The 12,405-nt window shown below is 64.8% G+C and carries 9 protein-coding genes; 3 read left to right on the forward strand and 6 right to left on the reverse strand.

Annotated features, from left to right (window positions below):
* The first annotated feature begins 11 nt into the window (after positions 1–11).
* Complete coding sequence (locus tag X750_RS153120; RefSeq protein WP_031242783.1) at positions 12–1,178, forward strand: MFS transporter; 1,167 nt, start codon at positions 12–14, stop codon at positions 1,176–1,178.
* 11 nt (positions 1,179–1,189) lie between these two features.
* On the opposite strand, the gene X750_RS153115 is transcribed toward X750_RS153120, so the two are convergent.
* From X750_RS153115 to X750_RS153100, 4 genes are all read right to left on the reverse strand, one after another.
* Complete coding sequence (locus X750_RS153115; protein WP_023747318.1) at positions 1,190–2,476, reverse strand: RhtX/FptX family siderophore transporter; 1,287 nt, start codon at positions 2,474–2,476, stop codon at positions 1,190–1,192.
* Positions 2,473–2,847, reverse strand: a complete 375-nt coding sequence (locus tag X750_RS153110) for a hypothetical protein (protein ID WP_156932387.1) — start codon at positions 2,845–2,847, stop codon at positions 2,473–2,475. The genes X750_RS153115 and X750_RS153110 overlap by 4 nt, the downstream gene beginning before the upstream one ends.
* A 14-nt stretch (positions 2,848–2,861) precedes the next feature.
* The gene (locus X750_RS153105) at positions 2,862–5,066 is read right to left on the reverse strand and encodes a TonB-dependent receptor (protein ID WP_023747320.1); all 2,205 of its coding nucleotides are present in this window, start codon (positions 5,064–5,066) and stop codon (positions 2,862–2,864) included.
* Between the two features lie 280 nt (positions 5,067–5,346).
* Entirely contained in the window at positions 5,347–7,530 is a 2,184-nt protein-coding gene (locus X750_RS153100) for a primosomal protein N' (protein WP_023747321.1), read from the reverse strand.
* Between the two features lie 90 nt (positions 7,531–7,620).
* Between X750_RS153100 and fsa the strand changes: the two genes are divergently transcribed.
* Positions 7,621–8,277: a fructose-6-phosphate aldolase gene (gene fsa / locus X750_RS153095; protein ID WP_023684088.1), complete on the forward strand. Its 657-nt coding sequence runs from the start codon at positions 7,621–7,623 to the stop codon at positions 8,275–8,277.
* Between the two features lie 89 nt (positions 8,278–8,366).
* Here fsa and lptE read toward each other — a convergent pair whose 3' ends face one another.
* The gene (lptE, locus tag X750_RS153090) at positions 8,367–8,963 is read right to left on the reverse strand and encodes an LPS assembly lipoprotein LptE (RefSeq protein WP_023747322.1); all 597 of its coding nucleotides are present in this window, start codon (positions 8,961–8,963) and stop codon (positions 8,367–8,369) included.
* A complete protein-coding gene (leuS, locus tag X750_RS153085; protein WP_023747323.1) occupies positions 8,950–11,592 on the reverse strand; it encodes a leucine--tRNA ligase in 2,643 nt (880 codons plus the stop codon). The genes lptE and leuS overlap by 14 nt, the downstream gene beginning before the upstream one ends.
* 148 nt (positions 11,593–11,740) lie before the next feature.
* On the opposite strand from leuS, the gene X750_RS153080 reads away from it, so the two are divergent.
* On the forward strand, positions 11,741–12,403 hold the full coding sequence (locus tag X750_RS153080) for a YggS family pyridoxal phosphate-dependent enzyme (protein ID WP_023745345.1): 663 nt from the start codon (positions 11,741–11,743) through the stop codon (positions 12,401–12,403).
* The last annotated feature ends 2 nt before the right edge of the window (positions 12,404–12,405 follow it).

The raw sequence follows: 12,405 nt of genomic DNA on the forward strand, positions 1-12,405 counted from the left end.
TGACGACCGGTATGAAAAATCGATCTTCGCTTCTGCGCCGCCTGGCGATCGCGGTCTCGGCAATCGGCTTCGGCCAGTCGGCCTTCGTATCGCTCGTTCCCCTGGTGATGGACCGGCTGAGGCTCGACACGTTTGCCATCGGCGCGGCAACTGCTGTCGGCGCGGCGGCCTTTCTGGTCGGCTCGCCGCTGTGGGGTCGCATGGGCGAGCGGCTTGGCCATGCCAGGCTGCTGCGCTTGCTCGGCCTCGCCATGCTGGCCGGCCAGGCGGTGTTCGCCATTCTGCTGATAGCCGGCACGGGAGCCGCGCTGGGCATCGCTTTGCTGATGCTTTCGCGAACCGTGTACGGTTTTGCCGCGTCCGGCGTCATGCCGACGGCGCAGGTCTGGGCCAGCCGCTCGGTTGCCGATGACAGGCGACAGGCCGCGCTGGGACTGCTTAGCGCCGGCGTCAGCATGGGGCGGCTGGCCGGCGCGCTGGCGGCAACGGCTGCCGTCCTGTCGCCGCTGCTGCCGCCCATCCTGTTCCTGTTCAGCCCGCTGTTGCTGTGGCTCGCGCCGGGCAAAGGGGAAGCCGGCGGACGGAGCGACGGCAAGGCAGCCGACGTCGGCCGTGGAATATCGCCCTTCGATCGCCGCGCTCTGCCTTGCCTGGCGATGGGCTTGTGCCTGACGCTCGGCTTCGGACAGGTGCAGATGATGCTCGGCCCGATGGCCCAGCAGCGTTTTGGCCTTGGTGCGACGCAGGCCACGACGGTGACCGGCCTGGCCCTGATGCTGGTCGCCATCGTCATGGTTTTGGTCCAGGGACTGCTCATGGCGCGCCTGCGGCTGGCGGAGCGCAACAGCGTCGTCGTCGGCTGTCTCATGGTTTGCGTCGGCATGACGGCGCTGGCCGTCACGGCCAGCCATGTTGCCTCGGCAGCGTCTCTGGTGGTGGCGGCGGCCGGCATTGCCCTGGCGACACCCGGCTACACCGCCTGGCTGATGAAGCGCCTGGAGCCCGGCGAGCAGGGCGCGGCGGCCGGCTGGCTCACCAGCACCCATGTACTCGGCCAGAGCATCGGCGCATTGGCCGGCGGCTTTGCCTTCACGCTCTGGCCCTTTGCGCCGCTGGCCGACTGCGCGGCGCTGGCGCTGGCCGCTGCCTGTCTCGCTGCCATGGTTCGCAAGCACTAGCCAAACCGCGCTCATTCGGCGACCTCCGGCAGCGGCTGCATCGGAGTACCCGGCTGGGCTTTTGCGGCATCGGCGAAATGGGCATTCAGCATGCGATAGGTCGCCACCACGGCGACGCCCGACAGCACTGTCGCCAGGGTGAACAGCGCGGAGTAGCCGAGCATGTCGGCGAGGCGGCCGGCCAGCATGGAGCCGACGAGATAGACGATAAGCTGGGCGCAGGACAGGATGGTGAAATCGGTGCCGGGTTGGTCCGACGACGTGACGGACATGAACAGGCTGTAGAGCGCCACGATCTCCATGTAGCGCACCAGCGTCTGCAGGAACGAGGCGCCGAAGATCGGCCAGAAGCCGGCGATAGCGCCGAAAGCGTGCAGCGCGAAGATCAGGAAGCAGATGGTTCGCAGCGCGCCGAGCAGGCCGAGCACCGAGGCGGCGCCCCTTTTGTGCAGCAGCCACGCCGCCAGCGCCGAGCCGCCGAGCCCGACGGTGAGCGCGGCACCCCCCGAGAGATAACCGATGATGTCGAGCGGCACGCCGGCATCGACGAGATAGGAGCCTTCCATCGACTTCACCAGCCCCTCGCTGGCGCGGTAGATGAGCGCGATCCACAGGATCTGGCGCGCCTCCGGCCGGCGCAGGAAACGCAGGATCGAGGGGCGGTCCATGGACGCCTGCGGCGCGCTGGCGACGGGATCGGTCTCGCGCATGGCGAAGGCGGCGACCAGCGGGATGATGGACAGCGCGGCCACCATGGCCACCATGGTTTGCCAGCCGGCATGATGATAAGCCAACAGGCCGAGCGTGCCGCCGAGAACGACGCCGAGCGCGACGGCGCCGCCCTGGATCGCATTGCCGATCGGCCTGTCCTTCGGGTCGAGATATTTGGCCGCGTAGCCGTCGGTGGCGATGTCCTGGGTCGACATCAACAGGCTCACGACAAGGCCGACGGCAAAGATACCGGCGACATCGGTCGGCTCGATCCAAAGCATGGCGGCGATGCCGGCGATGACGCCGATCTGGGTGATGATGACCCAGCCGGCGCGATGGGCGCGGGCCACTGGCCGAAAGCGATCGACCAGCGGCGCCCACAGGAATTTCAGCACCAGCGGCAGCATCAGCAGCGCCATCATGCCGATGGCGGTGCGCGACACGCCCTGTTCGCGCAGGATCGGCGGGATCGCCGCGGCAAACAGATAGCTCGGGATCGCCTGCGCCAGATAAAGGCAGGCGAGAACGACGAAAAGCCGCAGGCGCGAGAGCCCGGCGGGCGCCGACCGGTCTGCGTCGGCGCTCATTTGGCATAGTCCTTCGGTGCGTAACCGTTCAGGAAGGCGTCGGCCTGCGCCCGGCTGCGGGTGACGAGCACTGGAAAGCCGAACAGGCTTTGCCAGACGCGCTGCATGTTCTCGTCAACGGCGGAGCGCACCAGCGCGCAGGCGCGGCAGGCTTTTTCGAGCCGCTCGCGCTCCGCCTTGTACCAGAGGTTTTGCGCCTTGCGCTGGGTGTCGCTCAGCGCGATCTCGATGCCGATATCGACCAGCAGCACGAACGGCTCCCGTTCCTGCGAAAGGCGGCCGAGCGCCTCGACATAGCGCTCGCCATCCGCCGGATCGGCGGGCGCTTCTGCCAGCAGCGAGACCAGCGCACCATTTCGTTGGAGAGACACCGCCATCGCCGCCCTCAGAAGGTGATCTGGTAGGACAGCGCGACCGAACGCCCCAGACCCGGAACGTCCGCCCCACGCGTCGCCGATGCGGAAGGGTTGATGTAGTAGGTGTCGAACACGTTGCGCACGGCAAGGTTCAGCACGCTTTCATTGGCGAACTTCTTCGAGACGGCGAGATTGACCAGAGCCGCACCGTCCAGTTCCTGGGTGGCGATGCGGTCGCGCCCGGAGAACAGCTCCAGCTCGCTGCGCAGGGTCAGCTCGTTCTCGAAATGGGTCGTGAGATAGACCAGGCCTTTGTAGGTCGAGGGAATGCGGTTGTTGGGCAGATATTCGTTGGCTTCGATGTGGCCGTCGCGATCCGCATCGTATTTGCCTTCGACATAGCCGACAGATCCGCCCAGCGTGAACATGCCGCTGAGGTCTGCCTCCAGATTGGCTTCGACGCCCCAGATGCGTTCCTTCTGCTGCGATACCCGGTTGTTGACGATGTCGTAGCTGACGCCGTTGTCCGAGGTCGACAGATAGGTGCTGACGCCGCCGCGATAGTCGCCCCAGTCGCCGCGCAGGCCGGCTTCCCATGTGTTCACAAGCTGGGGCTCGGGCGCGATATCGGCATAGCTGATCGCATAGTCCGGCGCGTTGGTGCAGGGCAGCAGCGGCCTGATGGCGGTGCCGTAAGCGTCGCAGGTCTCTGCGTTGGAGTTCAACCCAGCGCGGCGGGTGAAGCCGCCAATGTCGGTGAGGCTGTAGCCTTGCGAGAAATTGCCGAAAAGCTGCATCCTTTCGGTCAGGTCATAGACGGCGCCGGCGTTGAAGGTGACGGCGTCGTAGTCGAACGAGCCGCCGGTCACCCGGATCGCCGGCAGGCCTATGATGTTGCGGCCAAGCAGGACCGCGGCGGCAGGCCGGGTGAAGTCCTCAACGTTGAGATAGAACTGGTCGTAGCGCGCGCCGCCGCTGATGCGAAAGCGATCCGTCACCGGAATTTCGCCCTGCGCAAACAAGGCGACCGAGTTCTGGGTCGTGGGCGAGATGGCGTCCTGGCCATTGGTCAACTGCTGATCGGTGGCGTCGAAGACATAGTCGGCGCCCCAGGTCAGCGTGCTGCTCTGGGCGATAAAGTCCATCGGCGTGTTGACGGTCAGGTTGACGCCGCTGCGCCGCGATTGCAGCGCCGTCTGGTTGAAGTCGGCGGTCGGGTCCGTGCCCGGCGGCAGGATCACCGGCCGCGTCGGGTTCGTCGGTAAATACACCTGGCTGTTGACGGCCGAGAATTTGGTAAAGGGCGACTGCTTGAAGATGTCGTTGTAGAACGCCTTGACCTCGAGGTTTCCGAGCGCGAAGTCGCTGTCGGTGTATTTGGCGGTCAGATATTTCGAACCTTCCTTCAGCGGCTTGCCTTCATAGGGATCGCCGAAATCCGGGGAGACGGGATTGGTCGTGTAATCGGTGAACCAGTCCGGCTTCTGGTTGGCATAGGTCCAGTCGACGCTGGCCTCGAAGCGCCTGGAATCGAACTGGTAGCCGGCCACGCCGAAGAGATTGCCCGTGCCGGTGCGGTCGCCGCCGCCTTGCCCAAGCATGGCGTCGGAAGCCATCTCGTTGCCGTGGCCGTCATAGGTGCGGCGCGACAGATCACCGGACGCCGAGAAGAAATAGTCGAAATCGCCTTTCTTGCCCTCGACCGAGACACTGGTGCTTGGCCCGGCCGACTTGCCGGGGTTTTCGGTGAAGGCGGTGACGCCGGTGCGCACCGTCACCTTCGGCTTGTCGCTGTCGCCGCGCTTGGTGATGAAGTTGATCGTGCCGCCGGTGGCGCCGGCGCCATAAAGGCTGGACGCGCCATTGATGACTTCGATGCGCTCGACCGAATTCAGGTCGATCATCGACAGGATGCGTGAGACGTCCCGCAGCGGTGTGTTGCGCGGCACACCGTCGACCATGATGAGAACGCTGCGCCCGCGGAAGGTTTCCGAAGCGCCGGAAACGGTCTGGTTGCGTGGCGCGTAGCCGGGGACGATGCGGCTGATCAGGGTCGCGGCGTCGATATTTTCCTGCGCGGCTTCCTCGACCTGTTGCCGTTCCACGACCTGGACAGACTGGGCAACGCTGGAAATGGACCTTTCATTGCGGCCGGTGACCAGGATCTGGTCGAGCACGGTGGCTCCCTGCTGGTCCGTCGGAGCGGCTTCCTGGGCAAATGCCGCGCCTGCCATAATCGACGAACCCAAAGCCGATGACCAAAGAAGCGTACTGAAAAATCTGCGCATGCTGTCCCCATCCATGCCCTGGTCCCCAGCGCCAGAGCGGAAAGGCCCAGTTATAATTCATGATAAAACGAGTCAACATTTATTTTGTGGCTTTTCAAATCAGGATTAGTCAGCGAACGGATGAGAGCCGGGTACATGAACAGCGCGCATTTTAGCCGGCACTAAGATGCTGAGTTTTCTTGACAAACGGCTTACGGGCGGCCGGCGGCGGCGTCAGCCTTTGTGCTTACAAGAAGCTCTGCGGATCGATGTCGACCTGCACGCGGACCGAGCCGCGCTGCTTCGGCCCTTCGGCCAGCATGGTGCGGATGAAGCCTTGGATGTCGGCGCGCTTTTCACCCTGGATCAGCAAACGGAAACGATGGCGCCCACCGAGCAGCGACAGCGGCGCCTCGGCCGGACCGAGCACGAACAGGTCGCTGGCCTGGGGTGCTGCACGGCGCAGGCCGCGCGCGTGGCCTTCGGCCTCGGCCCGCGTCACCGCACTGACGATGACGCCGGCAAGCCTGCCGAAGGGCGGCAGGGCTGCCCGTTCGCGCTCAGTGATCTCGCGTTCGTAAAAGGCCTCGGCATCGCCCGAGACGATCGCCCGCATCACCGGATGGTCCGGCTGGAAAGTCTGCAGCAGGCCGAGGCTCTTCTTGCCGGTGCGGCCGGCGCGGCCGGTCACCTGGCTGAGCAACTGGAAGGTGCGCTCAGCGGCGCGGGGATCGCCATTGGCGAGGCCGAGATCGGCATCGACGACACCGACCAGCGTCATGTTGGGAAAGTTATGGCCCTTGGCGACCAGCTGCGTGCCGATGACGATGTCGGCCTCGCCATTGGCAATGGCCTCGAGCTCCAGCCGCAGCCGGCGCACTCCACCCATCAAATCGGATGACAGGACGATCGTGCGCGCGTCGGGGAAATGCGCCACGACTTCTTCAGCTATCCGCTCGACGCCAGGCCCGCAGGCGACCAGATGGTCGAGCGTGCCGCATTCCGGGCAAGCCTCCGGCCGCTTCTCATTGTGCCCGCAATGATGGCAGACGAGTTGGCCGCGAAAGCGGTGCTCGACCAGCCAGGCCGAACAAACCGGGCAGCCGAAGCGGTGGCCGCAGACACGGCACAGCGTCAGCGGCGCATAGCCGCGCCGGTTGAGGAACAGCAGCGACTGCTCCTTCTTCTCCAGCGTACGTTGCATCTGGTCGATCAGCAGCGGCGACAGAAAGCCGCCGCGGGCCGGCGGCGCGCGCCGCATGTCGATCGTCTTGAGATCGGGAAGCGCGGCTTCGGCAAAGCGCGCCGACAGCACCGCCCTGCTGTAGCGGCCCTGCTGCGCATTGACCCGGCTTTCGACCGATGGCGTCGCCGACGCCAGCACCACCGGGAAGCCGCTGATATGGCCGCGCACCACCGCCATGTCGCGCGCATTGTAGAAGACGCGATCCTCCTGCTTGTAGGCGGGGTCGTGCTCCTCGTCGACGACGATCAGCCCGAGCTCGCGGAACGGCAGGAACAGCGCCGAACGCGCCCCGGCAACGACGCGCACGCCGCCTTCCGCCACCTGTCGCCAGACCTTTTCGCGCATTCGGGGCGGCAGGTCGGAATGCCATTCCGCCGGCTTGGCGCCGAAACGCTGCTGGAAGCGTTCGAGGAAGGCATGCGTCAGCGCGATCTCCGGCAGCAGGATCAACACCTGCCTGCCCTGGTCGAGGGCTGCCGCCACCGCCTCGAAATAAACTTCCGTCTTGCCCGAGCCGGTGACGCCGTCGAGCAGCGTGACGTTGAAAGCAGCGGCCGCGACATTGGCGCGCAGCATGGCGGCCGCGTCTGCCTGGTCCGGCATCAGCTCCGGCATGGCGTAGGAGGGATCGGGCGCGGCGACCACCGGTCGAGGCGGGATCATCACCGTCTCGAACACGCCTTGCGCCTTGAGTCCCTCGACCACCGTCGACGACACGCCCGCCGCGTGCGCCAGGCCGGATCGCGTCCAGGCAAGCCCCCCTTCCGCCGTCTCCAGCACGCGCGTCCTGGCATCCGTCATCCGGTCGGGCATGACGAGGGTCCGCTGCAGGCCCTCGATCCATGGTTCGGGATCGAACGCCTCCGGCGCGCGCAACAGCATGCGCGCCACCATGCCGGGCGGCGACAGCGTGTACTGCGCCACCCAGTCGACGAAGCGGCGCATGCCGCGGTCGATCGGCGGGCAGTCGAAGACCTGTTCGATCGGGCGCAGCTTTTTGGCGTCGATATTCTCGACCGCACCATCCCAGACGATGCCGGCAACCTGGCGCGGACCGAGCGGCACGCGCACGATCGAGCCCGGCACCACGCGCACGCTGGCAGGCACAGCGTAGGTGTAGGGCCGTTCGGCCGGCATCGGCACCAGCACCGGCGCGGCTGCGACAAAGGGCGAATCTTCGATCATCGGGCGTGACCTTGCCCCGACTTTGGTCTAGATCAAAGGGCAACCCGGAATGTGCATGGCATGCACATGGAAATCTTTCAGGAGACCCCCATGAAATTTTTTGTCGACACCGCTGACATCAAGGACATCAAGGAACTGAACGACCTGGGGCTGCTCGACGGCGTGACCACCAATCCCTCGCTGATCCTGAAATCCGGCGGCAAGATCGCCGAGGTCACCAAGCAGATCTGCGACATCGTCAAGGGCCCGGTTTCGGCCGAGGTCGTTGCGATCGAATACAAGGACATGATGGCCGAGGCCAACATCCTGGCCAAGATCGCCGACAATGTCTGCATCAAGGTGCCGCTGACGCTCGACGGCCTGCGCGCCTGCAAGACGATCCGCACCGAGATGAACCGCATGGTCAATGTAACGCTGTGCTTCTCGGCCAACCAGGCGCTGCTGGCGGCCAAGGCCGGCGCCTCGTTCATCTCGCCCTTCGTCGGCCGCGTCGACGATACCGGCGCGGACGGCATGGAACTGATCCAGGAGATCCGGCAGATCTACGACAATTACGATTTCGACACCGAGATCCTCGTCGCTTCGGTTCGCACCGTGAACCACGTCAAGCAGGCAGCCCTGATCGGCGCCGATGTCGTTACCGCGCCGGCCGCGACGCTGAAGGCGCTGGTCAAGCACCCGTTGACCGACAAGGGCCTGGATCAGTTCGCTGCCGACTGGGCCAAGACCGGCCAGAAGATCGGCTGAGATCGGTTCGATACAAACGAAAAAAGGCCGGGAAACCGGCCTTTTTGTTGCGGACTGCTAAAAGTCTAGTTGGCAGCGCCAGGGAATGCTCAGGCCTTCTTGCCGTGCCTGACCAAGTCCTGGGCGACCGACAGGCTCACCATTTCAGCCAGTTCACGCGCGGCGCGGTTCTCGGCGTCGAGCTGCGCCCGGTAGGAGGCGAACTCCTGCGTCGGCTTGTCGAAGGATGATGGGATCGACCGTTTGCCGGTTGCGATCACCACGCCGGTCCTGGCATCGGTCAGCACATAGTTTGCGGTCAGCGTCACCGTGCCTGCCGTCGGCTCGTCTTCGTCGGTCTGGATCTGCACCACCGCGGCCGATTCGACCAGTTCGGTGACGCCGAGATCGAGCATGTAGAGCGGCGCCGGCGGCTCGCCGGCGCCTTGGCCAAAGGCAAAGATCAGATTGTTGCGGACCTGCTGGGCGTAGCGTGTCTTGACCGGCTTGACCGCGATCGACGCCAGTTCCGCCGAAGCGCTGACCGTGGAACCGGCGCTCAGCGGCGCGCTGGAATAGAGCGGCCTCACCGTGCAGGCCGAAACCAGCGCCACCGAGGCGACCATGCCGTACAGCGCTGCGCAGCGCAGCAATAGCGTCGTCTTTTCCAGATCAGGCCCCATCCTTCTGAAGTCAAGCAACGACATTGACGATCCTCTGCGGCACGATGATCACCTTGCGGGGTGCCTTACCTTCCAGCGCTTTGTGCACGAAGTCGAGAGCCAGAACCGCTTTTTCGACCGCACCTTGGTCCGCGTCGCGGGCAATTGTCAAATCGCCGCGCTTCTTGCCGTTGACCTGAACTGGGAGCACGATCTCGTTGTCGACCACCAGTGCCGGATCGTAGACAGGCCAAGGCCGTTCGGCGACCAGATCGGTGCCGCCGAGCGTGTGCCAGCACTCTTCGGCAAGATGCGGCATGACCGGCGCGACCACATGCACAAGGATCTCCACCGCCTCGCGGCAGGCGCCTTTCAGCGCCGCGTCGGTCTTGCCCTCGGCGACGTCGTTGAGCGGCGTTGTCAACGCATTGGCCAGTTCGTAGATGCGGGCGATGGCGCGGTTGAAGCCGAGCTTCTCGATATCCTCGCCGATGGCCTTCAGGATCTTGTGCGCGGCCTTGGAAACGGCGCCGGCCTCGCCCTCCAGCGCCGCGTGCGGCTTGACACCGTCAAGCGTCTCGGCGGCGATCGACACCAGGCGCCAGACGCGCTGGATGAAGCGATGTGCGCCGGCGGCGCCATCGTCCGTCCATTCGACGTCGCGCTCGGGCGGCGAATCCGACAGCATGAACCAGCGTGCGGTGTCGGCGCCGTAGCCGTCGGTGATGTCTTCCGGGCTTACCGTATTCTTCTTCGACTTCGACATCTTTTCGAGTGAGCCGATCGCCGCCTCTTCGCCGGTGGCGATCTCGATGGCGCGGCGCTTGCCGCCGACATCCTCGATCCTGACCTCAGCCGGCGACAGCCAGCGGCCATTGTTCGACGCACCGCCGACGCGGTAGGTCTCATGCACCACCATGCCTTGCGTGAACAGGCCCTTGAACGGCTCGGCCAGGTCGAGATGCCCGGTCGCGCGCATGGCGCGGGTGAAGAAGCGCGAATAGAGCAGATGGAGGATCGCGTGCTCGATGCCGCCAATATACTGGTCGACGGCCAGCCAGTCATCGGCAGCCTTCGGCTCCGTCGGCTCATTGGCCCAGGGCGCTGTAAAGCGCGCGAAATACCAGGACGAATCGACGAACGTGTCCATCGTGTCGGTCTCGCGGCGCGCATCCTTGCCGCATTGCGGACACTTCACATGCCGCCAGGTCGGGTGGCGGTCGAGCGGATTGCCGGGACGGTCGAACTCGATGTCGTCGGGCAGCTTGACCGGCAGGTCGGCTTTCGGCACCGGAACCACGCCGCAATCCTCGCAATGGATCATGGGGATCGGACAGCCCCAGTAGCGCTGGCGCGAAATGCCCCAGTCGCGCAAGCGGAAGTTCACCTTGCGCTCCGCCATTGGCCGCCCGCCTATGGTTTTCTGCTCCAGGAGCTTTGCCACCTCGTCGAACGCCTGCTCCGGCCTCATGCCGTCGAGGAAACGCGAATTGATCATCACGCCGTCATCGACATAGGCGTCTTCCGTGACCTGGAAGGTTTTGGCGTCGGCATCTTCCGGCATCACCACCGGGATCACCGGCAGGCCGTATCTGTTGGCGAAATCGAGGTCGCGCTGGTCGCCCGACGGGCAGCCGAATATGGCGCCGGTGCCGTATTCCATCAAAACGAAATTCGCGACGTAGACCGGCAGGGTCCACGAGTCGTCGAACGGATGCACGACGCGGATGCCGGTGTCGAAACCTTTCTTCTCGGCCGTCTCCAGTGCGGCCACCGACGTGCCCATATGTCTGATTTCTTCGATGAACTTGGCCAGTTCGACATTGCTCTCGGCGGCCTTCCTGGCCAGCGGATGATCGGCGGCGACCGCCATGAAGGAGGCGCCGAAAATGGTGTCGGGCCTGGTCGTGTAGACTTCCAGCTCGCTCGTGTCGCCACCAATCTTGCTAGAACTTGGCTCTGCCAGCGGCCAGCGGATCAGCAGCCCTTCCGAGCGGCCGATCCAGTTCTGCTGCATCAGCTTGACCTTTTCCGGCCACTCGCCGAGACCGTTCAGCGAATCCAGCAAGTCCTGCGCGTAATCGGTGATCTTGAAGAACCACTGCGTCAACTCACGCTGTTCGACCAGCGCGCCCGAGCGCCAGCCGCGCCCGTCGATGACCTGCTCGTTGGCGAGCACCGTCATATCCTCCGGGTCCCAGTTGACCTTGGAGGATTTGCGCGTCACCAGCCCCTTTTCGACGAAGTCGAGGAACAGCATCTGCTGGCGGTGGTAATAGTCGACGTCGCAGGTGGCGAACTCGCGCGCCCAGTCCAGCGACAGGCCCATCATCTTGAGCTGCTCGCGCATGGCGGCGATGTTGGCGTAGGTCCATTCCTTGGGATGGACCTTGTTCTGCATCGCCGCGTTTTCGGCCGGCATGCCGAAAGCGTCCCAGCCCATCGGGTGCAGCACGTTGAAACCCTTGGCCCGCTTGTAGCGCGCCACCACGTCGCCCATCGTGTAGTTGCGGGTGTGGCCGATATGGATCTTCCCCGAGGGATAGGGGAACATCTCCAGCACGTAGTATTTCGGCTTCGGATCGTCGTTATGCGCTTCGAACAGCTTCTTTTCGGCCCAGGCCTTCTGCCATTTGGGCTCTGACGCGCGCGGATTGTATCGTTCGGTTGCCATCGGATGATTTTCACTTAAAAGCAGGCGCAGACCGCCGGACAAGGCCCGGTGGCCGAGGTAAATGTCGTCGCGGTGTTCACCATGGATTGCCGGACCCGTCAACTGCGGCGAGCCGGCCAAGACGATTAAAGACAGGCAGGATATGGGCATGGCCAGCGCCGTCGAACAGTTTTTCGCCGTCAAGACGAGGATCGCTGCCGCCGAGCGCGAGGCCGGCCGTGACGCCGGTTCGGTGACGCTGGTTGCGGTGTCGAAGACTTTTGAGACCGACGTCATCCGCCCGGTCATCGAGGCTGGCCAGCGCGTCTTCGGCGAAAACCGCGTGCAGGAAGCGCAAGGCAAATGGCCGGCCTTGAAAGCGGAATTCCCTAACATCGAACTGCATCTGATCGGCCCGCTGCAGTCGAACAAGGCGAGGGAAGCCGTCGCTCTCGCCGACGTCATCGAGACCGTCGACCGCGAAAAGCTCGCCGCCGAACTCGCCAAGGAAATCGTGCGCCAGGGCCGCACGCCGAAACTCTACGTCCAGGTCAATACCGGCTCGGAGCCGCAAAAGGCCGGCATCGAGCCGCGCGACGCCGTCGCCTTCGTCGCCCGCTGCCGCGATGTCCATGGCCTCGCCATCGAAGGCCTGATGTGCATCCCGCCGGCCGACGAAAACCCCGGCCCGCATTTCGCCTTGCTGGAAAAGCTCGGCAAAGAGGCCGGGGTCGCAAAACTGTCGATGGGCATGTCCGGCGACTTCGAGACCGCCATAGCCTTCGGCGCCACCAGCGTCCGCGTCGGCTCGGCGATTTTCGGCGGCCGATAAAC

The sequence above is a fragment of the Mesorhizobium sp. LNJC391B00 genome, assembly GCF_000502535.1.
Classification (GTDB): Bacteria; Pseudomonadota; Alphaproteobacteria; order Rhizobiales; family Rhizobiaceae; genus Mesorhizobium.

Coding starts and splice junctions, on each gene's coding strand:
- X750_RS153120 (WP_031242783.1), top strand. CDS start 12: ATGAAAAATCGATCTTCGCTTCTGCGCCGCCTGGCGATCGCGGTCTCG.
- X750_RS153080 (WP_023745345.1), top strand. CDS start 11,741: ATGGCCAGCGCCGTCGAACAGTTTTTCGCCGTCAAGACGAGGATCGCT.
- lptE (WP_023747322.1), bottom strand. CDS start 8,963: ATGTCGTTGCTTGACTTCAGAAGGATGGGGCCTGATCTGGAAAAGACG.
- leuS (WP_023747323.1), bottom strand. CDS start 11,592: ATGGCAACCGAACGATACAATCCGCGCGCGTCAGAGCCCAAATGGCAG.
- X750_RS153105 (WP_023747320.1), bottom strand. CDS start 5,066: ATGGCAGGCGCGGCATTTGCCCAGGAAGCCGCTCCGACGGACCAGCAG.
- fsa (WP_023684088.1), top strand. CDS start 7,621: ATGAAATTTTTTGTCGACACCGCTGACATCAAGGACATCAAGGAACTG.
- X750_RS153100 (WP_023747321.1), bottom strand. CDS start 7,530: ATGATCGAAGATTCGCCCTTTGTCGCAGCCGCGCCGGTGCTGGTGCCG.
- X750_RS153115 (WP_023747318.1), bottom strand. CDS start 2,476: ATGAGCGCCGACGCAGACCGGTCGGCGCCCGCCGGGCTCTCGCGCCTG.